The organism is Flavobacterium sp. (assembly GCF_043756175.1).
Lineage (GTDB): Bacteria > Bacteroidota > Bacteroidia > Flavobacteriales > Flavobacteriaceae > Flavobacterium.
On the sequence record NZ_JAYURN010000007.1, the window covers coordinates 1 to 25,923 of the forward strand.

The 25,923-nt window shown below is 32.2% G+C and carries 26 protein-coding genes; 18 read left to right on the forward strand and 8 right to left on the reverse strand.

All coding sequences use genetic code 11. The annotated features are described in order from the left end of the window. The coding region (locus tag ACH2BP_RS00260) for a GNAT family N-acyltransferase (protein WP_395055864.1) at positions 1–1,759 on the reverse strand (1,759 nt) is incomplete at its 3' end. 195 nt (positions 1,760–1,954) lie between these two features. On the opposite strand from ACH2BP_RS00260, the gene ACH2BP_RS00265 reads away from it, so the two are divergent. From ACH2BP_RS00265 to ACH2BP_RS00280, 4 genes are all read left to right on the forward strand, one after another. Next, positions 1,955–2,716 carry an exodeoxyribonuclease III gene (locus tag ACH2BP_RS00265; protein ID WP_395055866.1) on the forward strand — a complete coding sequence of 254 codons (762 nt, stop codon included), beginning with the start codon at positions 1,955–1,957 and terminating at the stop codon, positions 2,714–2,716. A 33-nt stretch (positions 2,717–2,749) separates the two neighbouring features. After that, entirely contained in the window at positions 2,750–3,982 is a 1,233-nt protein-coding gene (locus ACH2BP_RS00270; RefSeq protein WP_395055868.1) for a hypothetical protein, read from the forward strand. A 12-nt stretch (positions 3,983–3,994) separates the two neighbouring features. Next, entirely contained in the window at positions 3,995–4,957 is a 963-nt protein-coding gene (locus tag ACH2BP_RS00275; protein ID WP_395055870.1) for an OmpA family protein, read from the forward strand. A 151-nt stretch (positions 4,958–5,108) separates the two neighbouring features. Continuing rightward, positions 5,109–6,149, forward strand: coding sequence for an aldo/keto reductase (locus ACH2BP_RS00280; protein ID WP_395055872.1), 1,041 nt, complete (start codon positions 5,109–5,111; stop codon positions 6,147–6,149). Here the strand turns inward: ACH2BP_RS00280 and ACH2BP_RS00285 are convergent, their stop codons facing one another. Together ACH2BP_RS00285 and ACH2BP_RS00290 are read right to left on the reverse strand one after the other, a co-directional pair. Next, positions 6,150–6,509, reverse strand: coding sequence for a YraN family protein (locus ACH2BP_RS00285; protein ID WP_395055874.1), 360 nt, complete (start codon positions 6,507–6,509; stop codon positions 6,150–6,152). 94 nt (positions 6,510–6,603) lie between these two features. Continuing rightward, a complete protein-coding gene (locus ACH2BP_RS00290; RefSeq protein ID WP_395055955.1) occupies positions 6,604–7,497 on the reverse strand; it encodes an LD-carboxypeptidase in 894 nt (297 codons plus the stop codon). Positions 7,498–7,885: 388 nt separating this feature from the next. Here ACH2BP_RS00290 and metG point away from each other — a divergent pair, with 388 nt between their 5' ends. From metG to ACH2BP_RS00335, 9 genes are all read left to right on the forward strand, one after another. Further along, positions 7,886–9,958 carry a methionine--tRNA ligase gene (metG, locus tag ACH2BP_RS00295; RefSeq protein ID WP_395055957.1) on the forward strand — a complete coding sequence of 691 codons (2,073 nt, stop codon included), beginning with the start codon at positions 7,886–7,888 and terminating at the stop codon, positions 9,956–9,958. Positions 9,959–9,967: 9 nt separating this feature from the next. Next, a complete protein-coding gene (locus ACH2BP_RS00300) occupies positions 9,968–11,398 on the forward strand; it encodes a hypothetical protein (RefSeq protein ID WP_395055876.1) in 1,431 nt (476 codons plus the stop codon). An 18-nt stretch (positions 11,399–11,416) separates the two neighbouring features. Then, positions 11,417–12,106, forward strand: a complete 690-nt coding sequence (locus ACH2BP_RS00305; RefSeq protein WP_395055878.1) for an HAD family hydrolase — start codon at positions 11,417–11,419, stop codon at positions 12,104–12,106. A 9-nt stretch (positions 12,107–12,115) separates the two neighbouring features. After that, complete coding sequence (locus ACH2BP_RS00310) at positions 12,116–12,739, forward strand: CatA-like O-acetyltransferase (protein WP_395055880.1); 624 nt, start codon at positions 12,116–12,118, stop codon at positions 12,737–12,739. Between the two features lie 97 nt (positions 12,740–12,836). After that, complete coding sequence (locus ACH2BP_RS00315; RefSeq protein WP_395055882.1) at positions 12,837–13,247, forward strand: BrxA/BrxB family bacilliredoxin; 411 nt, start codon at positions 12,837–12,839, stop codon at positions 13,245–13,247. 81 nt (positions 13,248–13,328) lie between these two features. Next, the gene (locus ACH2BP_RS00320; RefSeq protein ID WP_395055884.1) at positions 13,329–14,063 is read left to right on the forward strand and encodes a lysophospholipid acyltransferase family protein; all 735 of its coding nucleotides are present in this window, start codon (positions 13,329–13,331) and stop codon (positions 14,061–14,063) included. 42 nt (positions 14,064–14,105) lie between these two features. Then, the gene (locus tag ACH2BP_RS00325) at positions 14,106–15,089 is read left to right on the forward strand and encodes an acyl-ACP desaturase (RefSeq protein ID WP_395055886.1); all 984 of its coding nucleotides are present in this window, start codon (positions 14,106–14,108) and stop codon (positions 15,087–15,089) included. Between the two features lie 29 nt (positions 15,090–15,118). After that, positions 15,119–15,613: a hypothetical protein gene (locus ACH2BP_RS00330; RefSeq protein ID WP_395055888.1), complete on the forward strand. Its 495-nt coding sequence runs from the start codon at positions 15,119–15,121 to the stop codon at positions 15,611–15,613. Positions 15,614–15,752: 139 nt separating this feature from the next. Next, the gene (locus ACH2BP_RS00335) at positions 15,753–16,406 is read left to right on the forward strand and encodes an HD domain-containing protein (RefSeq protein WP_395055890.1); all 654 of its coding nucleotides are present in this window, start codon (positions 15,753–15,755) and stop codon (positions 16,404–16,406) included. An 8-nt stretch (positions 16,407–16,414) separates the two neighbouring features. On the opposite strand, the gene ACH2BP_RS00340 is transcribed toward ACH2BP_RS00335, so the two are convergent. From ACH2BP_RS00340 to ACH2BP_RS00360, 5 genes are all read right to left on the reverse strand, one after another. Beyond that, positions 16,415–17,197, reverse strand: a complete 783-nt coding sequence (locus ACH2BP_RS00340; RefSeq protein WP_395055892.1) for an enoyl-CoA hydratase/isomerase family protein — start codon at positions 17,195–17,197, stop codon at positions 16,415–16,417. A gap of 3 nt (positions 17,198–17,200) precedes the next feature. Then, positions 17,201–18,676 carry an ATP-binding protein gene (locus ACH2BP_RS00345; RefSeq protein WP_395055894.1) on the reverse strand — a complete coding sequence of 492 codons (1,476 nt, stop codon included), beginning with the start codon at positions 18,674–18,676 and terminating at the stop codon, positions 17,201–17,203. Positions 18,677–18,679: 3 nt separating this feature from the next. Further along, positions 18,680–19,219 (reverse strand): CopD family protein, encoded by a 540-nt coding sequence (locus tag ACH2BP_RS00350; RefSeq protein ID WP_395055896.1) that lies wholly within the window; start codon positions 19,217–19,219, stop codon positions 18,680–18,682. A gap of 16 nt (positions 19,220–19,235) precedes the next feature. After that, entirely contained in the window at positions 19,236–20,255 is a 1,020-nt protein-coding gene (hemH, locus tag ACH2BP_RS00355; RefSeq protein WP_395055898.1) for a ferrochelatase, read from the reverse strand. An 87-nt stretch (positions 20,256–20,342) separates the two neighbouring features. Next, on the reverse strand, positions 20,343–21,215 hold the full coding sequence (locus ACH2BP_RS00360) for a helix-turn-helix transcriptional regulator (RefSeq protein WP_395055900.1): 873 nt from the start codon (positions 21,213–21,215) through the stop codon (positions 20,343–20,345). 229 nt (positions 21,216–21,444) lie between these two features. Between ACH2BP_RS00360 and hemA the strand changes: the two genes are divergently transcribed. From hemA to ACH2BP_RS00385, 5 genes are read left to right on the forward strand one after another with little or no spacing between them, the layout of a single operon-like run. Next, a complete protein-coding gene (gene hemA / locus ACH2BP_RS00365) occupies positions 21,445–22,698 on the forward strand; it encodes a glutamyl-tRNA reductase (protein ID WP_395055902.1) in 1,254 nt (417 codons plus the stop codon). Continuing rightward, positions 22,698–23,621: a hydroxymethylbilane synthase gene (gene hemC, locus ACH2BP_RS00370; RefSeq protein ID WP_395055904.1), complete on the forward strand. Its 924-nt coding sequence runs from the start codon at positions 22,698–22,700 to the stop codon at positions 23,619–23,621. Before hemA ends, hemC begins: the two co-directional genes overlap by 1 nt. Then, positions 23,621–24,283 (forward strand): uroporphyrinogen-III synthase, encoded by a 663-nt coding sequence (locus ACH2BP_RS00375; protein ID WP_395055906.1) that lies wholly within the window; start codon positions 23,621–23,623, stop codon positions 24,281–24,283. The genes hemC and ACH2BP_RS00375 overlap by 1 nt, the downstream gene beginning before the upstream one ends. Before the next feature lie 52 nt (positions 24,284–24,335). Then, the gene (gene hemE / locus ACH2BP_RS00380) at positions 24,336–25,361 is read left to right on the forward strand and encodes a uroporphyrinogen decarboxylase (protein ID WP_394758933.1); all 1,026 of its coding nucleotides are present in this window, start codon (positions 24,336–24,338) and stop codon (positions 25,359–25,361) included. 1 nt (position 25,362) lies between these two features. After that, positions 25,363–25,896 carry a GNAT family N-acetyltransferase gene (locus tag ACH2BP_RS00385; RefSeq protein ID WP_395055908.1) on the forward strand — a complete coding sequence of 178 codons (534 nt, stop codon included), beginning with the start codon at positions 25,363–25,365 and terminating at the stop codon, positions 25,894–25,896. Positions 25,897–25,923: the final 27 nt, after the last annotated feature.

Consider the following 25,923-nt stretch of genomic DNA (forward strand, 5'->3'; position numbering starts at 1 on the left):
ATTCTTCCATTACGGGTTTCATGGTGCTTTCCGGAATATCGGCAATCCGAATGTACATCAGGCCATCAACCGCATTATTGAACAATGGATCCACGTTAAAGGCAACCACTCTCGCATTTTGTTTGATGTATTTTTTAATTAAAACTGGCAAACGCAAACTTCCTGGCTCTAACTCTTCGATAATTTTATCAAATTTAACCAAATCGGCTTCGGCTTCATTAAAAATAAAATCTTTATCGGCATCTTTTAGTTTTACTTTATACTCTTTTTTAGGATGAATATATTGTGCAACATAAGGATCGTAATAATTAGATTTCATAAACTCAATCATAAGCGATTTCGAAAAATCCGAAAACTGATTGCTAATACTGACACCACCAATCAAGAAAGTGTGTTCAGGATGACGCAAGGTGGTATGTACAATTCCTTTCCAAAGCAGGAACAAAGGCATTGGTTTTTGCTGGTAATCTTTAATAATAAATGCGCGACCCATTTCGATAGATTTGCTCATCATATCATACAATTCAGGTTCAAAACGGAATAAATCTTGGAGATAAAATCCGTTAATTCCATATTTTGCAAAAATTTCAGATCCCAATCCCATTCTATAAGCACCCGCAATTACTTTTGCTTCAGAATCCCACAAGAATAAGTGGTGATAATGTTTGTCAAATTTATCTATATCTATCGATTCGTTTGTGCCTTCGCCCACTTCTCTAAAAGTAATCTCACGCAAACGACCTATTTCGTGTAAAATATTAGGAATATCGTTGGCTTCGGCAAAAAATACCTCATAATTTTTACTTTCTAATAATCTGTCGCCTTTTTCACGAAGAGTATCAATCTCGACAATCATTTTTTCACGATTGGCACCAGTAACAATTTCTTTTGGATTTTTTGGTAATTTTAAACTTGGTACAGTAATTAATTTTGTTTCCTTTTCGAAAGCATTAGCCAACATATAGGTTTTTTTACGCAAAAATTCCGAGTAAGCTTCAATAGTTTCGTGTTCGTTTTGTTCGGCTACAGAAATTGGTTTTCCTATACGAACTTTAATCACTCTATCTTTTTGTGTTAGTAATTCCGAAGGCAATTTTGCCGTGCGAAGCGTGTCACTTATTTTAGATAAAAAGTAAAAGAATCGACTGTTTTTTGCATGAAAATAAATAGGAACTACAGGAACTTGTGCTTTTCTAATTACCTTTATAGCGCCTTCTTCCCATGGTTTATCAACCATTATTTTGCCGTCTTTATAAGTAGAAACTTCTCCTGCAGGAAACATTCCCAAAGGTTTTCCGTCTCTCAAATGACGAAGTGTTTCCTTAATTCCTATCACACTCGATTTCGCATCTTTGTGATCCTCAAAAGGATTTACAGGCATGATATAAGGCTTCATAGGTTCTATTCTGTGAAGTAAAAAATTTGCAATAATCCTAAAATTAGGTTCTCTTTCAAGCATTAATTTCAACAATAAAATACCATCAATTCCTCCAAGCGGATGATTAGAAACTGTAATATAGGCGCCATCTTTAGGCAAACGTTTTAAATCTTCTTCTGGAATTTCAAACTTAATTTGAAACTCATCTAATATGGCATTCAAAAACTCTAATTCAGACAAATGTTTATTTTTGTCATAAATTTTATTAAGTTTTGATATTCGGAGCGCTTTCATGAGCAACCATCCTGAGAAAGTTCCCAAAACTCCATATTTGTCGGTATTTATTGCTTTTGCAACTTCTTTAGCGGTAACTAAACCCATTTAGTTTTGAATTTTTGGCGAAAAACAAAGATAGCAAAAGTTGTTGAATTTTCAGAAAAACTTCGTCTAAATCCTCAACGTTTGTTAAACTATTATTTGAAAAACATTGATTATAAAGGCTTTAAAACTAAATTAAATTTCTTTTCTAAATTGACTATTTTTTCTATACTTTTGATAAAAAAGATTCACATTTCAATGAAAATAATTTCCTACAACGTAAACGGAATTCGAGCAGCTATTACGAAAGGTTTTATCGATTGGTTGCAAGCCGCAAACCCTGATGTTATTTGTCTTCAGGAGATAAAAGCAAACAAAGATCAAATTCCTACCGATCAAATTACCGCAGCGGGTTATCCGTACCAATACTATTTTTCGGCACAAAAAAAAGGGTATAGTGGTGTAGCAATTTTATCTAAAACCGAACCTAAAAACATTGTTTTTGGCACAGGAATCGATCACATGGATTTTGAGGGAAGGACTCTTCGTGTCGATTTTGATGACGTTTCCATCATGAGTTTGTATTTACCATCTGGAACAAATATCGAAAGATTAGACCATAAATTCATGTTTATGGATGATTTTCACAACTACATTAACAACCTAAAAATCGAAATTCCAAATCTAGTTATTTGTGGAGATTATAATATTTGTCACCAAGCTATCGATATTCACAATCCAGCTCAAAACGCAAAAACTTCAGGCTTTTTGCCAGAAGAACGCGCTTGGTTAGACGGATTTATGAAGTCTGGTTTTATAGACAGCTTCCGTCATTTTAACAAAGAACCACACCATTATTCTTGGTGGAGTTACAGAGCTGGAGCCAGAGGAAACAACAAAGGTTGGCGTATCGATTACAATTTGGTTAGCGAACCACTCAAAGGAAGAATGAAACGAGCAATTATTTTGCCCGACGCAAAACATTCTGATCATTGCCCCGTTTTATTAGAAATAGAATAGTTTTCAATAGCAAAAATAAAATAAACCTAATAAATGTCAAAAAAAATAATCGTTACACTACTATTGTTATTCAATTTAAACTTTTATTCTCAAATTAATTTTGAGAAGGGTTATTATGTTAATAATAGTAACATAAAAATAGAATGCCTAATTAAAAATGAAGATTGGAATAATAGTCCAACCGAATTTAATTATAAATTATCAGAAAACGATATAACCCAAACAGCAGATATTAAAAATGTAAAAGAATTTGGAGTAATAGGTGATTTTAAATATATCAGAGAAACTGTGAAATACGATATCTCCGAAAGCGTAATAGATAGATTGAGTAGTAAATACGAGCCTGTTTTTCTGGTAAAAACATTTTTTTTGAAAGCTCTAATAGAAGGAAAAGCTAACTTATATTGCCATATTTCTAATAATCAGTATAAATATTTTTACTCTACGGATACTATTCCTGTTGAAGAATTAGTGCATAAAAAATATCTTACAGAGGACAACATAAGAGAAAATAATTCATTCCAAAATCAAATTTTAACTAATGTGAAATGTGAAACAACATTAATAAACGAAATATTGAAATTAGATTTTGATGAAAAAAACTTAGCAAAACATTTTATCAAGTACAATGAATTTCACAAATCCCTATTAGTAAATTATTCTAAAAATTTATCAAAAGGTTATTACAAATTCATATTAAAGGCAGGAGTAAATTTCACCTCTGGTCGTATCGATTCTTATTTGAACAGTTCTACACCCGACAAGGTTCCATTTAAAAATAAAAACAACCCTGTCTACGGCCTAGAGTTCGAATATGTTCTACCAATCAACAAAAACAAATGGGGTGTTTTCTTTGAATCAAGTTATCAAAAATACGAATCGGAAGGAGTGCAATATTATCCTCCTTATTATGGAGTTTCTGTAACTCCGGATACATGGACGATAAAGTATGAATCTATTGCTTTATCCTTGGGTACAAAATATTACATGTATTTGAATAAAAATTCTAAGTTTTTTCTTAATGTTGCTTTCAATACTATTACTGTTTTAGATTCAGAAATTAATAAAAATAACTATTTTAATTTAGAAACAGATTTAAGATATATGTTTTCGTACGGACTAGGTTATACCTACAAAGACAGACTTGCCATAGAAATGAAGGCTGGGGCATATAATGTTGCAAAAGATTATTATTATTATAAAGTTCCTTTAAGTACAGTTTCTTTAAGATTAGGATACACAATTTTTAATTCCAAAAACAAATAAAACCAAACAACAATGATAAAGAAAATCTCCTTAGGGTTATTGGTATTAGCCATAACAACTTCATGTGTTTCTAAAAAAATATTTGCCGATTTAGAAACAAAATTTGCCGAACTAAAAAAAGAACGCAACGCACTTTCCGACGAAAACGAAAGTTTAAAAACCGCAAAAAACCAATTTGAATTAGACAACGGAACACTAAAAACAGAACTTGACAAACTAAAAGCAGAAAGAGACAAACTCGCTGCCGATTATGCTGCATCAAGTAATAACTTAAAAACATTACAAAGTTCCTACAATGCCTTAGAGAAAAACAGCGACGAATCTCTAAAAGCAAACATGGACAAAAATCGTGATTTACTAGCACAACTAGAAGCCAAAGAAAAAGCACTAGCTGCCGAAAAATCACGTTTAGGAAAATTAAGTACCGATTTGAAAGACCGTTCTGATAGAGTAAACGAATTAGAGGGATTAATCGCTGCCAAAGAAGCTTCGATGAAAAAACTAAAAGAAACCTTATCTAAATCGCTAAAAGCATTTGAAGGAAAAGGGCTTACTGTGCAACAAAAAGACGGGAAAGTATATGTTTCTATGGAAAACAAATTGCTTTTCGAATCTGGAAGCTGGGCTGTGGGCGCCGAAGGTAAAAAAGCGGTTGTAGCAGTAGGAAAAGTGTTGGGCGACAATCCAGATATTTCAGTATTAATAGAAGGTCACACGGATAATGATAAGTTTGGTGGAGCAGTTGGTCAAATAGAAAATAACTGGGATTTATCTACAAAAAGAGCTACTTCTATTGTGAATATTTTAGGTGAAAACGCAAAAATAAACAAACAAAATCTTACTGCTGCTGGTCGTGGAGAATTTTCTCCATTAATGAGTAATGATACACCTGAAGGTAAAGCAAAAAACAGAAGAATCGAAATTGTTTTGACTCCAAAATTAGACGAAATTTCTAAAATGTTAAATGACATATAGAGGCGCAAAGGCTCTGAGACAGAAAGGTTCTAAGATTTTCTTAGAGCCTTTTCTTTTTTCAAAATTCATTGTTCTTTATTCAATGTTCGACCTTTTTTAGTTTTAAAAACCTTTGTACCTTTGAACTTCAGAAACTCAGTGCCACAAAAAAATGAAATATACCACACTCCCCAACACAAATCTAAAAGTTAGCAATATTTGTCTTGGCACCATGACTTTTGGTAATCAAAATACCGAAAATGAAGCCCATTCGCAGTTAGATTTCGCTACAGAAAAAGGAATCAATTTTCTAGATACTGCCGAAATGTATCCTATAGGAGGAAACGAACATATTTTTGGAAGTACCGAAAGATATATGGGTTCTTGGATTCAAAAAATTGGTCAAAGCAAAAGAGAGAACATAGTTTTAGCTACAAAAATTGCTGGCCCAAATCGCGGTATGGGTTACATACGTGAACCGTTAGATTTTTCTAAAAAAAACATACATGACGCTGTCAATTTAAGTTTAAAAAATCTTCAAACAGATTATATTGATTTGTACCAAATGCATTGGCCGGAACGCATCATGAATATGTTCGGACAACGTGGCCTGTCTAAAATAGATGAACAATGGAAAGATTCCATTTTTGAAATTTTAACCGTTTTTGATGGATTAATAAAAGAAGGTAAAATAAAACACATTGGTGTTTCTAACGAAAATCCTTGGGGAGTTATGCGTTTTTTGATGGAAAGCGAGAAACATAATTTACCAAAAATTGCTACGATTCAAAACCCATATTCTTTATTAAATCGTTTATTCGAAGTAGGTTTGTCTGAGATTTGCATTCGTGAAAATGTGGGATTATTAGCTTATTCTCCTTTAGGTTTCGGGTTTTTATCAGGAAAACATTTAAACGGAATTCAAGCCAATTCAAGATTAGATTTGTTTCCACAATTTACACGTTATACAAACGAAAATTGTTATAAAGCAACAAAAATGTATCAAGATTTAGCGCATGATTGCGGATTAACTATAACTGAATTAGCACTTGCGTTTGTAAACCACCAACAATTTGTAACTTCAACGATTATTGGCGCAACAAGTATAGACCAATTAGAAGAAAATATTAATGCTTTCGATGTGATGTTAACCGATGCTGTTTTAGAGGAAATAAATAAAATTCAGGAATTAGTTCCAAATCCAGCACCGTAATTAAAAATGATAAAAAGCATCTTCTAAATGTTCGATTTTAAATTCTTTTCCTTCTTTGTAAACCGCAATAATATCGAAACGAATTTCTAAATCTAAATCGTTCGAAATCACATATTCATTAACTGCTTTTACTAAAAGCTGAATTTTTGCGGGTTTCACAAAATCTTGCGGCGAACCAAAATCTATTGATGAACGTGTTTTTACTTCAACAATTACCAACACATTTTCTTTTTGAGCAATAATATCTATTTCGGCTTTCTGGAAAGTCCAATTGGTTTCCAAAATAGTATATCCATTCTTTTGAAGAAATTCAACCGAAAGGTCTTCACCGAGTTTTCCGAGATCGTTGTGTTCTGCCATTTTTTAGACTACTTAGATTATTAGATTGCTTAGACTACTCAGACTCAAATCTAACTTTCTAAGAAGTCTAAGCAAGTCTAATAATCTAAGTAGTCTATTCAAAAATCACTGTGCTACATTCACCATTTACATTTATAAAAACTTTATTTCCCATAATCAATGCACGATTATCTTGAATATGTCCTGCTGGGAAATCATAAATAATAGGAACATTATACTTTTTAGTCACATCTTCAATAATTTGCAAAGCATTTTTCCCCCAAGGAATATCATTGTCTTTCATTTTTGTCATAGATCCCACAATAATTCCCCTGATGCTTTCTAGACAACCATTACGTTGTAAATTCATCATCATGCGGTCTATATGGTACAAATATTCGTCAAGATCTTCCATAAAAAGGATTTTATCATCACAATTTATTGCCGATTTAGAGCCCAATAAACTATATAAAATAGACAAATTCCCTCCTACTAATTCGCCTGAAGCATTACCTAGTTTATTCATGTAATGGTGTTCTATTTCGTACCCTAGTTTTTCCCCAAACAAAGCTTTTCTTAGGGATTCTTTTGCTTCATCAGTTGCCTTTGAACTTACAGGCATAATCCCGTGAATAGATTTATAACCCATCGTATTCAAATGGTTGTGTAAAACAGTCACATCGCTAAAACCAATAATCCATTTTGGGTTTTGTTTGAATTTTGTAAAATCTAACAAATCAATCATTCTTACCGTTCCGTAACCACCACGAACACACCAAACGGCTTTGATGTTTTCATTATCCATTTGATTTTGAAAATCGGCAGCTCGTTGCTCATCGGTTCCTGCGAGTTGGTCTAAATCGAGTCCAATTGTACTTCCTACTTTTACATTTAATCCCCAACTGGTGAGTAAATCTTTGGCAAATTTCAAATTGTCGTCGATGTTTTTACGAGCGGTGGCAACTATGGCAATGGTGTCGCCTTTTTTTAAATACGGTGGTGTGATCATTTTTGTTTGAGAATGAATATTTGAAAGGGTAAAAAGTAATACTAGTATGAATGTTTTTTTCATTTTATATCTGATTGTTACAAATATAAAAAGTTATTTTTTATTGGCACACAGATGACAGTGATTTTAAAAAAATCACACAAAGATTCACAAAGAAAAACACAAAGTTTTTTTAATTTTCTTGGTGCGTCTTTGTGAGCTTTGTGATATGATTTATTTCTATTGATATAACATGAATTTAAATCGATTTTTTAGCCCCGATAGCAGTGGAAATCCTTTTTTGATCTCGTTTTTTTTTAAACGAGAGAAAAAAGATTGAAACGGATAGCGGGAATAGCTTCAAATAAAAATTCTATTGCTTATTTTTGCACCTTATATTACAATAACTATGATTCAGAATCCTAAAAGATATACGATTACGGCAGCTTTGCCTTATACCAACGGACCTATTCACATTGGACATTTAGCAGGAGTTTACGTTCCTTCCGATATATATTCACGTTACTTACGTTTGCAAGGAAAAGATGTAGCGTTCATGTGCGGAAGCGACGAACATGGTGTTGCCATTTCGATGAAAGCGAAAAAAGAAGGCATCACGCCACAGGAAGTGATTGATAAATACGATGGAATTATTCGTAAATCGTTTATCGATTTCGGAATTTCGTTCGATAATTATTCGAGAACTTCGGCAAAAATTCATCATGATACAGCTTCGGAATTTTTCAAGAAATTGTATGACAAAGGTGATTTTATCGAGGAAGTAACCGAGCAATTGTACGATGCCAAAGCGGATCAGTTTTTGGCGGACAGATTTGTGGTTGGAACTTGTCCAAAATGTGGCAACGAAGAAGCTTATGGTGACCAATGCGAAAAATGCGGGTCGACCTTAAATGCTACGGATTTAATTAATCCAAAATCGACCATTACAGGTGAAACACCGATTATGAAATCGACAAAACACTGGTTTTTACCACTAGATCGTTATTCGGATTTCTTAACGGAATGGATTCTTGTTGGACACAAAAATGACTGGAAACCGAATGTTTACGGTCAAGTAAAATCATGGATTGACGGCGGACTAGAACCTCGTGCGGTTACTCGTGATTTAGATTGGGGAATTGACGTTCCTGTGGCTGGTGCCGAAGGAAAAAAACTATATGTTTGGTTCGATGCACCTATTGGATACATTTCTGCGACCAAAGAATGGGCAGCTCGTGAAGGAAAAGATTGGGAACCGTATTGGAAAAATGATGATACGAAGTTGGTACATTTTATAGGAAAAGACAATATTGTTTTTCACTGTATTATTTTCCCAGCGATGCTAAAAGCGGAAGGAAGTTTTATCTTACCAGATAATGTTCCTGCCAATGAATTTTTGAATTTAGAAGGAAATAAATTATCGACTTCAAAAAACTGGGCAGTTTGGTTGCACGAATATTTAGAAGATTTTCCTAACCAGCAAGATGTTTTGCGTTATGCGCTTACAGCAAATGCTCCAGAAAGTAAGGACAATGATTTTACTTGGAAGGATTTCCAAGCGAGAAATAATAATGAATTAGCTGCGATTTTTGGAAATTTCATCAATCGTGTGGTGGTTCTTACTAATAAATATTACGAAGGAGTTGTACCAAACCCTAACGAATTTTCGGTAGTAGATGAAGCGACTTTAACAGAATTGAAAGCCTATCCAGCGGTGATTTCTAGTTCGATAGAAAGATACCGTTTCCGTGAAGCTTTGGGTGAACTAATGAATGTGGCTCGTTTAGGAAATAAATATCTTGCTGACGAAGAACCTTGGAAAATGGTAAAAACCGATCCAGAACGTGTAAAAACGCAAATGTATGTGGCATTACAAATTGCGACGGCGCTGCGTGTTTTATGCGAACCTTTCTTGCCGTTTACTGCTGAGAAATTATCACGCATTCTTGTCATTCCGACGAAGGAGGAATCTCAATTAACTTGGAATGATATCGCAACAAATTCTGATTTGATTCTTGCTGGACACAAAATTGGCGAAGGAGAAATATTATTTGCACAAATAGAAGACGAACAAATACAAAAACAAATAGACAAATTGGAAGCTACAAAAACTGCTAATATTGCCGAAAATAAAAAAGCTGAACCGCAAAAAGAACTAATCCAATACGATGATTTTGCCAAAATGGATTTGCGTGTAGGAACCATTATCGAAGCCGAAAAAATGCCAAAAGCCAACAAATTGTTAGTTTTAAAAATAGACACAGGAATCGATGTTCGTACGATTGTTTCTGGAATTGCCGAAAGTTTTTCGCCAGAAGAAATTATAGGAAAACAAGTCACTGTTTTAGTAAATCTAGCACCAAGAGCTTTGCGTGGTGTAGAAAGTCAAGGTATGATTTTGATGACCAATTTGCCTGACGGAAAATTAGCTTTTGTAAATCCTGATGTTGCTGGAGTTGGGAATGGAGAGGGAATTAATTAATATAAAAAGATGAAAAAATATTTAATAGCTTGTTTGTTCTTTATTTCACAAATAAATTATTCACAAGAAAAAGTTGGATCTGTAAATTATGAAATAGAAAATTCTAAAGGAATTTATTCTATTGTTGATGAGCAAGATAAAAAAATAATGTTAATTTTTAATGATAAAACTAAACTCGATTTTATTTCATTAGATGAAACTTTTCAACAAACAGGAAAAATAAGTATGATTGATGAGTCGAAAGGAAAAAACGACTATTTAGGTTACAGCAAAAACAATCAAATATATTACACTTATTGGAGAGATTCTAAAGAAGAAAACATAGAAGTTAAAGAAGTAAATTTAGATAAAAACACAACAACTACTTCAAAAATTCCTTTTGTATTAGAAAAAGAGATAATATTTAATTCAGCTACAATAAATAATATATTTTATGTTTTATCTATTATAAAGAATACAGATATTTTAAACATCTACACATTCAAAGATGGGCAAATGAATAAAAAATCGATAGATAATTCAAATTTAAAGTTTGTTAATTCTGAAAATAAATCTATAAATTTTTGGAAATTATATTCTGAAAATAACGGGACTATTTATAATGATGGATTTAGAAATATAACCAATAAAACCAATAATTCTTTGGTCCTAAGTACTCAAAAGAAAAAATCATACATAGATGGTCATTCCATAATTCTTTCTTTTGATAATAATTATACTTTCAATCAAAATCTTATAATTAATCTAAAAGATTATACTGTTACACAAAAAGTTTTGCAACATGAAAATGTGATTTTAAAAGATGAGTTTAGCCATACAGATTCTAATTCTTTTATTTTAAATAACAAGGTTTTTTTAGTGAAAACAAGTGACGAACAAGTTTTTCTAACTATTAAAGATCTAGATAATAACGATTTAAAAAAAATAATATATTCTTCAAATAAGACAAGTGACTTTATTAACTCGGATGTTGTTCAAGAGCACGGTAGTATAAATAAAAAACGAGTTCTCGAAAAACCGAATCAATTTACGAGAAAAGTACATGAATTAAACCCTTCAATTACAGGTGTTTACGAAAACAATAAGTATATAATCTCTCTTGGTGGCGTTTCGTATCCTGAACAAAATAATGCTATGATGATTGGAGGAATGTTGGGTGGTTTCACAGGAGCATTAATTGGCGCTTTAGTTTCGTATAAGAATTATTCACAAGGAATAAATTCTTATGCTAATAAAAAAATTGTTTATTTAAAATGTGTTTTAGATGAAAACTTTAACCATGTGAATGAAAAAACAGGAGATTCTAATTTCGATAAATTAAGAGCATTTATAGAAAGTGATAAGATAAATAGTTATCAAACTATTTTCGAGCTAAATAAAAGCCTTATTTATACAGGTTATGATAAAAAAACCAAGACCTATAATTTGTATAAATTTTAAGATTTAAATTCTAATTTTATGAACCTAAAAGTAATCGCTTTCGATGCCGACGACACATTATTCGTCAACGAACCGTATTTTCAGGAAACGGAATATAAATTCTGTGCCCTGATGGAAGATTATTTGTCACATCAAGGATTATCGCAAGAATTGTTTAAAGTAGAAATAGAGAATTTAGATTTATACGGTTACGGAATAAAAGGTTATATTCTGTCGATGATTGAAGCGGCGATGAAAATTTCTAACAATACTATTTCGATAGAAATCATCGAAAAAATAATAAACCTTGGTAAAGAATTACTGCAAAAACCAATCGAATTGTTAGACGGAGTTGAAGAAACTTTAGAAGCTTTAAGTGGGAAATACAAACTTATCGTAGCTACAAAAGGAGATTTAAAAGACCAACAAAGCAAATTGCATCGTTCGGGTTTGGGACATTATTTTCATCATATTGAAGTCATGGCAGACAAACAAGAAATTAATTATCAGAAATTATTAACGCGTTTAGAAATAAATGCTGATGAATTTTTTATGATTGGTAATTCATTGAAAAGTGACGTTTTGCCTGTTTTGGAAATTGGCGGTTATGCGGTTCACATTCCTTTTCATACCACTTGGGAACACGAAAAAATCAGTCATAAAGTAGAGCATCCAAACTTTAGAACATTAGAGAAAATTACGGATGTTTTGCCAATTTTATTGAAGTAATTTCAAAAAATGAAACAAAAACTAAACCTAGATTCTTGGAACCGAAAGGAACATTTCTTGTTTTTCAAACAAATGGAAGAACCTTTTTTTGGTATCACAACCACTATCGATTGCACGAATGCTTACAAAAAAGTAAAAGAGTTAAATATTTCATTTTTCACCTATTATTTACACAAAACATTAGTCGCCGCAAACGCTATCGAGAATTTTCGTTATCGAATAATGGAAGATGAAATTTACATTTTCGATACCATCGATGCTTCGGCAACCATCATGCGTGAAGACAAAACTTTTGGTTTTTCCTTAATTGAGTACTCGAATAATATAAACGATTTTGCCGAAATCACAAAAAAAGAAATTGCCAGAATACAAACTACAACAGGACTTTTTACTCGAGATTTTCAAGATAATTTAATTCACTTTTCGGCATTGCCGTGGCTAAATTTCACTTCGTTTTCTCACGCACGAAGTTTTACTTTTCCTGACAGTTGTCCAAAAATTTCATTTGGGAAAATGATGGAAGAAAACAACAAGAAAACCATATCAATGTCGGTTCATGTTCACCACGGATTAATGGATGGTTATCATGTTGGACAATTTGTAAATTTGTTTCAAGAACTCATGAATGCTTAAAATTCTTAGTTGATAGTTAAAAAACTATTAACTTCTCTATTACTTCCTTGCAAACTTTGTAACTTTGCAAATCAATAACTTTTTTAATACAAAAATTATGTATCCAGAAGAAATGGTAAAACCAATGCGTGCTGAATTATCAGAGGCTGGTTTTCAAGATTTATATAGTGCCGAAGCGGTAGAAACTGCTTTAGCAAAAGAAGGAACTACGCTTGTAGTTGTAAATTCAGTTTGTGGTTGTGCAGCAAGAAATGCACGTCCAGGAGCAAAAATGAGTTTAGACGGAGCAAAAAAACCTAGTCAGTTAATTACTGTTTTTGCAGGTGTCGATAAAGATGCGGTAGACGCAGCTCGCAAACACATGTTCCCTTTCCCTCCATCATCACCTTGCATGGCTTTGTTTAAAGACGGAGAGTTGGTTCACATGTTAGAGCGTCATCATATTGAAGGTCGTCCAGCAGAACTAATTTCAGAAAACTTAAAAGATGCTTACGCAGAGTTTTGTTAATTAAATAAGGAATAAATCTAACCACGTTTCGGCGTGGTTTTTTTATTTAAAAAAGTATCTTTGTCAAAAATTTCTAATAAGATGGAAAAATTTATATCTTATCCAATATCCGTTATATACTATCTTTTTTTTATAAGTTGTTTGCTTATTTTTCATCCTATTCAATGGATTTGTCTCAACGTTTTTGGCTATCAAGCACATAAAAAAAGTGTCGATTATTTGAACTTTTGTTTGCTAAAATGCACCAATCTTTTAGGAACTACGTATACTTTCGAAAACAAAGATTCAATTCCTAAAGACGTTCCTATTATTTTTGTTGCCAATCACCAGAGCATGTATGATATCATTGCTATAATTTGGTATCTGCGTCGTTTTCATACAAAATTTGTAAGCAAAAAAGAGTTAGGTAAAGGCATTCCGAGTGTTTCCTATAATTTAAGTCATGGTGGCTCAGTTCTTATAGATAGAAAAGATCCAAAACAAGCCATTTCAGCCATTGGTCAACTATCAAAATATATCGAAGCAAACAAACGTTCGGCAGTAATTTTCCCAGAAGGAACCAGAAGCAAAACAGGAAAACCTAAGAAATTTTCCGAAAGTGGACTCAAAATGTTGTGCAAATACGCACCATCTGCATATGTTGTGCCAATTAGTATTAATAATTCATGGAAAATGGTTAAATTTGGAGCTTTCCCCATGGGTTTAGGAAGTAGTTTAGAATTTATTATTCACAAACCAATCGCTGTAAAATATTTTTCTTTTGAAGAAATAATGACTATGACAGAGAGCGCAGTAATTCAATCAATAAAAGTATAACTAGATTTAGGAGAAATCTAAAATCTAAAATCTAAAATTATAATGTCTACAAAAAACATACGTCTAGAAGTTATGCAATTTTTAGAAAATAAAATTGACGGATTTGTTGACCAATATTTAATTCCAGTGGAAAAAATATGGCAACCAACCGACTTTTTACCCAATTCTGAAAGCGAAACTTTCTTTGAAGAAGTAAAAGAATTACGCGAAATCGCAAAAGACTTGCCTTATGATTTTTGGGTAACTCTTGTAGGTGATACTATTACCGAAGAAGCTTTACCAACTTACGAATCATGGCTTATGGACGTTGATGGTGTTGGGCAAGTAGAACAAAATGGTTGGTCTAAATGGGTTCGCCATTGGACTGGTGAAGAAAACCGTCATGGAGATTTACTAAACAAATACTTGTATTTATCTGGTCGTGTAAACATGCGTGAGATAGAAATGACTACGCAACACCTTATTGCCGATGGTTTCGATATTGGGACAGGTCGTGATCCTTACAAAAACTTTGTTTATACTAGTTTTCAGGAATTAGCAACCTATATTTCTCACAATAGAGTTTCGCAAATTGCCAAACAATATGGCGACAATAAATTAGCTAAAATATGCAAAATGATTGCTGGAGACGAAATGCGCCATCATCATGCATATTCAGAATTTGTAACTCAGATTTTTAAAGTTGATCCAAGCGAAATGCTTTTGGCTTTCAATTATATGATGAAACAAAAAATTGTAATGCCGGCTCAATTTCTTCGTGAATCTGGAGAAAAAATAAGTTCAGCATTCTTGAATTTCTCTGATTCTGCGCAACGAATTGGCGTTTACACCGCTTCGGACTATGTAGATATTATGCAAAAGCTCATCGAAAAATGGGAAATCGAAAAACTTTCAGGACTTACAGATGAAGCCGAAAAAGCACGTGATTATTTGATGAAATTGCCTGCAAGAATGGCGAAAATTTCTGAAAGATTAGTTATTCCAGCTGAATCTCAAGTTTTTAAATGGGTAGAGCCAGCTAGATAGCCGTCATTGTAAACGAAATAACAATAAAAATGAAATTCCCTTTTACAATTATTAAAAAATATAAAACTCTTAAAACAAAAGATGATATATATGATATAATAAATTCACAGGGAAATGAAAAATTATTATATGGACTTCGAGTTGATAAATTTTATAGTGAATTCAAAAATAATGAATTCAAAATTTATAGAGAATCTTTTGGAGTAGATGCTTTTTTAGAAAATTATCCATTAATAACTTCAAGGATTTTGAATGAAAATCCAACTAAATTAGAAGTCGAGATTAAACCTAACTATTTTAATATTATTTTCTTTGGTATTTTTGTAATAGTATTTATCTCAGGTTCAATTTTCTTGAATGAAATAGAAATTAATGGCGTTTTAAAAAACCCTAATTTATTAGAACGTTTCCTTTTTTCTTTAGGAGGTATTATTCCTGGAATATGGTGTTACATTAGTTTTATTAGACCAATCTATAAAACAGAAAAATGGTTTGTGGAAAAATTAAATTTGAAAGAAATATAAACAACCCTAGGTAACACAAGTTAAAATTTAAGAAATTCTTTTTCAAATTTAAAATAATGTTGAATACAGATTAACGAATGTTGAATTTTGAAGCGCTACAATTTCAAAATTCAACATTTTTTATAATAATAAACGTAAGATGAACAATCAAGATTTAATAAATAAAACGATTCAGTTCGTAAAACAAAAACTAGAAAATGCAGAAGGCGGTCACGATTGGTTTCATATAGAGCGTGTTTATAAAAATGCAATTCTAATTGCTAAAGATGAAAAGTGTGATGAAATTGTTGTAAAACTCGGTGCTTTATTACACGATATTGCTGATAGTAAATTTCATGATGGCGACGAAACTGTTGGTCCAAAAGTGGCTAGGGAATTCTTAGAATCTCAAAATGTTTCGGAAGAAATAATTAGTTATGTTATTCATATTATCGAAAATATTTCTTTCAAAGGCGGGAATTTCGATAAGAAATTTACATCGAAAGAATTAGAAGTTGTACAAGATGCCGACAGATTAGATGCTATTGGAGCCATCGGAATTGCAAGAACTTTCAATTATGGTGGTTTCAAAAATCGTCAGTTATATAATCCTGGAATTCTTCCAAATCTTGCAATGAGTAAAGAAGAATACAAAAATTCTGAATCGCCAACATTGAATCATTTTTACGAAAAATTACTTTTATTGAAAGACAAAATGAATACCGAAACTGGTAAAAAAATTGCCCAAGAACGCCACCATTATATGGAAACCTTTCTTGAGCAATTTCATTTGGAATGGAATGGAAAACGATAAGTTTTAACTTATTTTCCTGTAAATACCGCTCTTCTTTTTTCTAAAAATGCAGTAGTTCCTTCTTTAAAATCATCGGTAGCAAAACATTCTCCGAAAGCTTTAATTTCTACATCAAAACCATTGGTTCCGTCTTTATAATTGGCATTTATAGCTTCAATTGCTTTAGAAATAGCTGCTGGAGAGTTTCTCATAATTTTATCGGCAATTGTCATATATGTTGACATCAAATTCGCTTGTGGAACAACGTGATTTACTAATCCGTATGCTTTTGCAGTTGGAGCATCAATCATTCCTGCGGTCATAATCATTTCCATAGCACGACCTTTACCAACCAATTGTGGCAAACGTTGCGTTCCTCCGTAACCAGGAATTACGCCTAACGAAGTTTCTGGTAATCCCATTTTTGCATTGTCCGAAGCTATACGAAAATGACAAGCCATCGCCAATTCTAATCCGCCACCTAATGCAAAACCATTAATCGCTGCAATAACTGGTGTTTCCATGTTTTCGATAAAATCGAATAATATTTCTTGCCCTTTGGCAGCCAACATTGCACCTTCTTTATCTGAGAAATGAGCAAATTCTGAAATATCGGCTCCTGCCACAAATGCTTTTTCACCACTTCCTGTAATGATTAGTACTTTAATTTCTGGGTTTTTATCTGCTAATTGTAATGTTTCATGCAGTTCTTGAATAGTAGCTTTATTTAAAGCATTTAATTTCTCTGGACGGTTTATAAAAATGGTTGCGATTCCCTTTTCATGTTCGATAATAATGTTTTCTAATGCCATGATTTATTGGTTTGTTATGGGTAATGAAACGGTAAATGTTGTTCCTTTATTTATTTTAGAAGTAAAAGTAATGGTTCCGTTATAATTTTCTATAATGTTTTTTATAATTCCTAAGCCTAATCCCATTCCACTAGATTTTGTGGTAAATTTTGGTTCAAAAATTCGATCAAAATCGGCTATTGCGATTCCTTTTCCGTTGTCTTTTACAGTAATTATAGCGTTGTTAGCTTCTTTATTTACCGAAACCGAAATTTTCTTAATTTCTTGTTCTTCTGGAATGGCTTGCAGAGCATTTTTAACTAAGTTGGTAATAATTCTAATAAGTTGTGTCCTGTCGATTTTAGTAATGATTTCTTCTAAATTAGAGTAAAATTCGATAAAATCTTCATTAAAAATATCTAATGATAATTTGACTACATCGACCACATTTATGGTTTCATTTTGTTGTGCAGGCATAGATGCAAAATTAGAAAAGGCCGAAGCAACGGCACTCATTGTATCTATTTGCTGAATTAATGTTTTCGAATAATCATTTAGTTTTTGATTAACATTTGGATCAGCGGGATCAAATTTCCGTTGATAACTCTGCACCGTTAGTCGCATAGGAGTTAGTGGATTCTTAATTTCGTGTGCTACTTGTTTTGCCATTTCGCGCCAAGCTCCTTCACGCTCACTTTGTGCTAGTTTGTTAGCGCTTTCTTCTAATTCATCGATCATGTTATTATATGATCTAACCAATTTATCTATTTCATAACTGTTGCTAACCAGTTCTATTTTTTTATTTTTTTCAGTCAAACTAGTTTTAGTTAATCTATTCGAAATAGTTTCTAATGATTTAGTAATATATCGAGATAAATATAATGCTATCCAAATAGAAATTATGAACATTCCAAGGTATACAAAACCAAAAATTTTTAAGAACTCTTCTACTTGTTTTTGATAAAATGAGTTGTCTTCTTTATAAGGCAATCGAATAATTCCAATTGGTTTTTTTTCGACAAAATCCATCAGATAACTATACGAAAACTGAAAATTATTACCTTTGCTTTCAGCAATATCTACATATCTGTTTTTTTTAGATTGCTTCACTTTAGTAAGAATCGAATCCGAAATGTTTGGAGAGATTTGCCCTTGAATCATTGGTGCATTCGAAGTTGTCAGTAATCTTCCGTTTAAGTCATACATATCTATTTCGATATTATGAATGTCTGAAATTTCGAAAATTTTATCTTTAAATATCGATGGAATATTAAAGGTAGTTAAAGGATGTGGTGTAATTGCCAACACGTACTGAAGATGTTGCTTTATCTGATTTTCTTTATTTATAAGTAATTCTTGGTTGTATTCTTTGCTTTCGATTTGAAAATGAATTAACGAAACACCTGCGATTAAAATAGAAGATATCAAGGTTATAAGAATCATCGACAAAAAGATTCTTACACGCAATGACCAACTTTTTACTTTAAAAATGGAATTCATTTGTTAATTTTTTTCTCTTATTCGTTTGTAAAACTTAAATCCCAGCATTATTATTATCGAAAATAAAAAGATTCCAATTACACCATAAATCCAGTTGAAAGCATTTTTTAAAATTACTAAAAAAACAACAGCAAATAGTATTAATGTTGCTCCTTCATTCCACAATCGCATAAAGTTTGAAGAATATTTGAATTCGTTATTTTGCAATTGATTATAAATCTGATGACATTTTAAATGGTATAAAAACAAAAGGAAAACAAAGCCAAGTTTTACGTGCATCCATGGCATTTGCAACCAAGCAGGCATCAAAAATAATAACCAAGCTGCAAAAAACGTGGCTAAAATGGCGCTTGGCCAAGTAATAATATACCATAATCGGTAAGTCATTATTTTGTATTGCTTCAATAAAATTTCTTTTTCTGGCGAAGGCATTTCGTTGGCTTCAATTTGATATACAAACAACCTAACAATATAAAATAAACCAGCAAACCAAGTGATTACAAAAATTAAGTGTAATGATTTTATGTAGTTGTAAATTTCCATCGTTGAATCTATTGTTTTATTCTTTTTTCTGAAAATTCTTAATCCAATCCGCTACAACATCACACCATTCATCTCCATCATTCATACAAGGAATTGCCATAAATTCTTCTCCTCCATGTTCCTTAAATTGATGATTTGCTTCCATGGCAATTTCTTCCAATGTTTCTAAACAATCGGATACAAAAGCTGGAGTCACTACTGCTAATTTTTTAATTCCTTTTTCTGGCATTTTGTTTACTTCAACATCTGTATAAGGTGTTAGCCATTTGTCGCCTGCCAAACGTGACTGAAATGTTTGACTGTATTTTTCTTCAGGAATCCCCAGTAATTTCACCACTTGTTTTGTGGTTTCGTAACACTGATGACGGTAACAAAATTCATGTGCTGGCGAAGGTGTATTGCAGCATGAACCATCAATAGTACAATGTGATTTAGTTATATCCGTTTTACGAATATGTCGCTTCGGAATTCCGTGATATGAAAACAGTAAATGATCATAATCAAAAGAGTCTAAATGTTTTTTTATCGAATTAGCTAACGCTTTTATATAATCCGGTTTGTTATAAAAAGCGGGAACAATCGTGAATTTCATTTCAGGAAAATGTTCCTTGCGTAATTCTTCTGCAAGCACTAAAATAGTAGTCGTAGACGCCATCGCGTGTTGCGGATATAAAGGAAAAAGCATCACTTCATTTACGCCTTTGTCATGTAACTCTTGTAATCCTTTCAGTATAGACATAGTACCGTATCTCATGGCTAAAGCAACAGGAATATCTATTTTTGCTTGAACTTTCTTATGCATACGCTTAGAAATAACAACTAAAGGTGATCCTTCTTCCCACCATATTTTAGCATAAGCTGCTGCTGATTTTTTTGGTCTTGTTTGTAATATTATACCTCGAACCAATAAAGCGCGTAATAAAAATGGAACATCTATAACGTATTTATCCATCAAAAATTCGTCTAAATATGGTTTTACATCTTTTGGTGTTGGGCTTTCTGGGGATCCTAGATTTACAAGTAATACTCCTTTCATTGGTGTTATATTTTTTATAAAAGTAATAATTCTAACTTTTTTTAATTTATGATTAACAATTATTTATTGGTTGTTTTATTCAAATAATTATGTGTTTGGATTTATAGACATTAAATATTTTTTTGGTGTTGTAGCGAATTTCTTTTTAAAGGCCGCAATAAAGTGACTTCCAGTGCTATAACCAATTTTTAGCCCAACTTCATTTACATTATACGATCCTGAATCTAATAATTTGCGAGCGTGTTCCATTTTGTAATCGAACAAAAAACCGTAAACGGTATCGCCGTATATTTGTTTGAAACCCATTTTTAGTTTCTTTAAATTCAAACCAATTTCATCAGCTAATTCTTGTAAACCCGGAGGTTCGGCCATATTAGCAATAATGATTTCTTTGGCTTTTTTTATTTTTAAAACATTTTCTTCATCAATCAAAAACGGACATTGCTCTGCATTTGGGTCTTCTGAACGGTTAAAAAACAAACTCAATAATTCGTAACCTTTTCCTTTGTAGTAAAGGTTTTTTATTGATGGATTCAAATTGTAATGAAACATTTGATTTAAGACAATTGCCATCGATGGTGAAATATTTTCTTCGCCATAATATTTCTTATCTCTATTTTCGTCACTCAAAAACGGAATATGCTCGGTATCGGCAGAAAACAATCCATGAAATTTTTTGATAGAAACCAATATAGAAATTAACCAAGATTTCGTCCCAATTTCTAGGTGCAACGGCAATTCTTTTTGCGGATTATAAAATAACAATGACTTTTCTTCTTTCAAGTCTAAAGTATAATTTCCTTGATTGAAGATAAATTTCGCGTTACCTTTTAATCCGAAATGAAACTGAATCAATCCATTATTTACATGACGTTCATAGGAAATCATCTCATCAGTATCATTCTGAAAACGAATTAAAATAAAATCATCATCAATCTTTATTTCTTCAGGTGAACTCATAGCGATGTTTCTTTATTAGTTTTTGATGAAATTATATTTTATTTATTTAGAATTGTTCTAAATAAATAATTTCATACGCCTTGATTTTAATACAAAAATAAGAGAAATAACGATAAAAATCTATTTTTTAAAGTAAAATTCTCGTAGCGACACAAATTGACCTTCTAGCGTTACTTTTATAAATTGTATAACAATACTTTTGTGTAACTTTTTGACTAAAGTGACAATTATGGAGAACAATACAATTTCGAAGCACACTTCTTTTTATGCCATTGGCCTAAATTACAAAAAAGCTGATGCCGAGATTCGTGGTAAATTTAGTATTGATACGCAATCTAAATCGAACTTATTACAACAAGCAAAAACCGAAGGAATAGAAAGTCTGATCGTTACTTCAACTTGCAACAGAACCGAAATTTACGGTTTTGCCCAACATCCGTTTCAACTTATCAAATTACTTTGTGAAAACTCGAAAGGAACAGTTGAGGATTTTCAAAAAGTAGCTTACGTTTATAAAAACCAAGAAGCCATTTCTCATTTGTTTAAAGTAGGAACTGGTTTAGACAGTCAGATTCTTGGTGATTTCGAAATTATTAGCCAAATAAAAATTGCCTTTACAGAAAGTAAAGCTCTAGAACTAGCTAATTCTTTTATGGAAAGATTAGTAAATGCGGTCATACAAGCTAGTAAAAGAATAAAAACAGATACCGAAATTTCATCTGGAGCAACTTCGGTTTCCTTTGCATCGGTGCAATACATTATGAAAAATGTAGCAAACATTGGCGAAAAAAATATTTTGCTCTTTGGTACAGGAAAAATAGGAAGAAATACTTGCGAAAATTTAGTAAAACATTCTAAAAATGAGCACATCACTTTAATAAATCGAACTAAAGATAAAGCTGAAAAACTTGCAGGAAAACTCAATTTGATTGTAAAAGATTATGCCGATTTGCATATCGAATTACAAAAAGCCGATGTTTTAGTAGTGGCAACTGGTGCGCAAAATCCAACAATAGACAAGGCTATTCTAAATCTAAAAAAACCATTATTAATTTTAGATTTATCGATTCCGAAAAATGTAAATATTAATGTGAATGAATTAGAAAATGTAACACTCGTGCATTTAGATGATTTATCTCAAATTACTGATGAAACTCTCGAGAACAGAAAGCTGCACATTCCTGCTGCACAAGCTATTATTGAAGAAATAAAAGACGAATTTATAGCTTGGATGAATGGGAGAAAATATGCTCCAACAATTCATGCTCTCAAAGCAAAATTGAATACAATTAAAGAAAAAGAGCTGACCTTTCAAAGAAAAAAATTATCAAATTTTGATGAAGAACAGGCTGAACTTATTAGTAATCGCATTATTCAAAAAATAACCAATCATTTTGCCAACCATCTCAAAGACGAAGAAACAATGGTCGACGAAAGTATCGATTGGATTCAGAAAGTTTTCCAAATAGAAAAAGCCAAATAATGACTAAAATAATTCGCATAGGAACTCGTGATAGTGAATTAGCACTTTGGCAAGCACATCATGTTGAGAAAATGTTAAACGATTTGGGTTATAAAACCAAAATTGTAGCGGTAAAATCCCAAGGAGATATCATTCTCGACAAACCACTTTATGAACTCGGAATAACAGGAATATTTACAAAAACATTAGATATTGCTATGATAAATGGTGATATAGATATTGCTGTTCATTCTATGAAAGACGTTCCAACCGCTTTACCACAAGGAATTGTGCAAGCGGCAGTTTTAGAAAGAGCCAATGAAAAAGATATTTTAGTTTATAATAACAATCTTGATTTTCTAAATAAAGAAGGAATTATAGCCACCGGAAGTTTGCGAAGACAAGCGCAATGGCTACATAAATACCCAAATCACACCGTTGTCGATTTACGTGGAAACGTAAATACAAGAATGCAAAAACTGAAAGATAATAACTGGAATGGAGCTGTTTTTGCAGCAGCAGGTTTAGAAAGAATAAATTTAAAACCAGAAAATTATATCAATTTAGATTGGATGATTCCTGCGCCAGCACAAGGGGCCATGATGGTCGTTGCCATGGGAAATGATACATATTCCTTAAATGCTTTAGCAGAACTCAATCATATTGAAACCGAAATAACAACCTATATCGAACGTCAATTTTTAAGAACTTTAGAAGGCGGTTGTACTGCGCCAATTGGAGCCTTTGCAAAATTTAACGAAAAAGACGAAACAATCCATTTTCTAGGCGTTTTGTTTTCATTGGACGGAGGTCAGAAAATAGAAGTAAACAAAATAGTTGAAGTACAAGAATGGAAACAATTAGGGTATCATGCAGCCCAAGAAATTTTTGAAAACGGTGGTGTAAAACTGATGGAATCTATCAAAGAAAAACTGAAAAAATAATGAGTCAAATTAAGATATTATCTACAAAAACACTTTCTAACATTCAAAAAGAAGCCTTAATAAATGCAGATTTTAATGTTATTGAAGCGGATTTTATTAAAACAGAGCACCAAAATTTTGATTTAAAAAACATTAAAGACAATTTAATTTTCACCAGTCAAAATGCCGTTCATAGTATTTTGCAACACCCAAAATGTGAAGAATTAAAAACAAAAAACGTTTTTTGTGTCGGATTAAAAACAAAAATATTATTGTCAGAAAATGGTTTTAATGTTGATGTTTACACAGGTTATGCTTCCGATTTGGCCGAAATCATTACATTAATTCACGGAAGTGATACCTTTACTTTTTTCAGCGGAAACCTACGCAGAGAAATATTACCTCAAGCGTTAAAAGAAGGGAATGTAGATTTTAATGAGATTAAAGTTTATGAAACGACACTAACTCCTCATAAGATAAAAGATTCAGTAGAAGCTATTTTGTTTTTTAGCCCATCTGGCGTAGAAAGTTATTTGAAAGAAAATACAATCAAAAAAGAAACATGTTTCTGTATTGGCGAAACAACCGCAGAAGCCTTAGAAAAAATTACAAAAAACATCCTCATTGCCGAAAATCCAACTATCGAAGATGTGATTGAGGAATGTATAAACGAATATAAATAACACAAACAAACCTGACAGGTTTTAAAAACCTGTCAGGTCTAACAATAAAAACATGATCAAAAACGACCTATTTCTAAAAGCATTAAAAGGAGAAACTGTACAACGACCACCAGTTTGGATGATGCGTCAAGCAGGAAGATATTTGCCAGAATTCATCGCTTTGCGAGACAAATATGACTTTTTTACTCGTTGTCAAACTCCAGAATTAGCTGCCGAAATCACAGTACAACCCATTCGTAGAATTGCGCCTGATGCTGCGATTTTGTTTTCGGATATTTTGGTCGTGCCACAAGCCATGGGAATTGAAGTATTAATGAAAGAAAATGTTGGGCCATTTTTACCCAATCCTATTCGTACGATTCAAGATGTAGAAAGAGTCATTGTTCCAGATGTTCACGAAACATTGGGTTATGTTTTCGATGCGATTAAATTAACAAAACAAATGTTGAACGACGAAGTGCCACTAATTGGTTTCGCAGGTTCACCATGGACAATTATGTGCTATGCCGTAGAAGGTCAAGGATCTAAAAGCTTTGATAAAGCCAAAGGATTTTGTTTCTCACATCCAGAAGCAGCACACGTTTTATTACAAAAAATCACGGATACAACTATCGCTTATTTGAAAGAAAAGGTAAAAGCAGGTTGTAATGCTATTCAAGTTTTCGATTCTTGGGGAGGAATGTTATCTCCTGTTGATTATCAGGAATTCTCATGGAAATATATTAACCAAATCGTCGAAGCATTAGCAGATATTACACCTGTAATTATTTTCGGAAAAGGCTGTTGGTTTGCATTAGGCGAAATGGGGAAAAGTAAAGCATCTGCCCTTGGAGTAGACTGGACTTGTTCGCCACGTAACGCAAGATATTTATCTGGTGGAAACATTACTTTACAAGGTAATTTCGATCCAAGTCGTTTGCTTTCACCAATTCCTGTGATTAAGAAAATGGTACACGAAATGATTGACGAATTCGGAAAAGACAAATATATCGTAAATCTTGGTCACGGAATTTTACCTAATATTCCTGTAGATCATGCCAAAGCATTTATTGATGCGGTGAAGGAGTATAATCAATAATTTGAAAACTGAAAATTATATAGTAGACAAGCTACAACCGATTGATTCTAATCAGTTGTATCAGTTTATGTCTGATAATAAAGAACGATTAAAATTGTTTTTCCCAGTAACATTGGAAATGAATAGTTCTTTAGAAAAAACGGAAGCATATATTTCAATTAAGAATAAAGAAATAGAAGAAAAGACAAATTTTACTTTTGCTATTCGAGATAAAAAAAATGATCAAATTGGAGGTTTAATTATCATCAAAAAAATTGATTGGGATAAAAATCAAGGAGAATTTGCTTATTGCATTGGTTCAGAATTAGAAGGAAAAGGCGTCACATCATTTGCGGTAAAAGAAATGATAAATTTTGCTTTTGAGGAATTGGGTTTGAAAACAATTCAAATTATTTCTCATAAAACTAATTTCGGTAGTGTAAAAGTTGCTGAAAATAACGGTTTCGTTTGGCAAAAAACATTACAAAATGAATTTACTCCAACTAATGAAACTCCTTTAGATATGGAATTATATGAATTGTACATTGAAAAATAAATAATTTATATTTGTAATAAAAAAAAC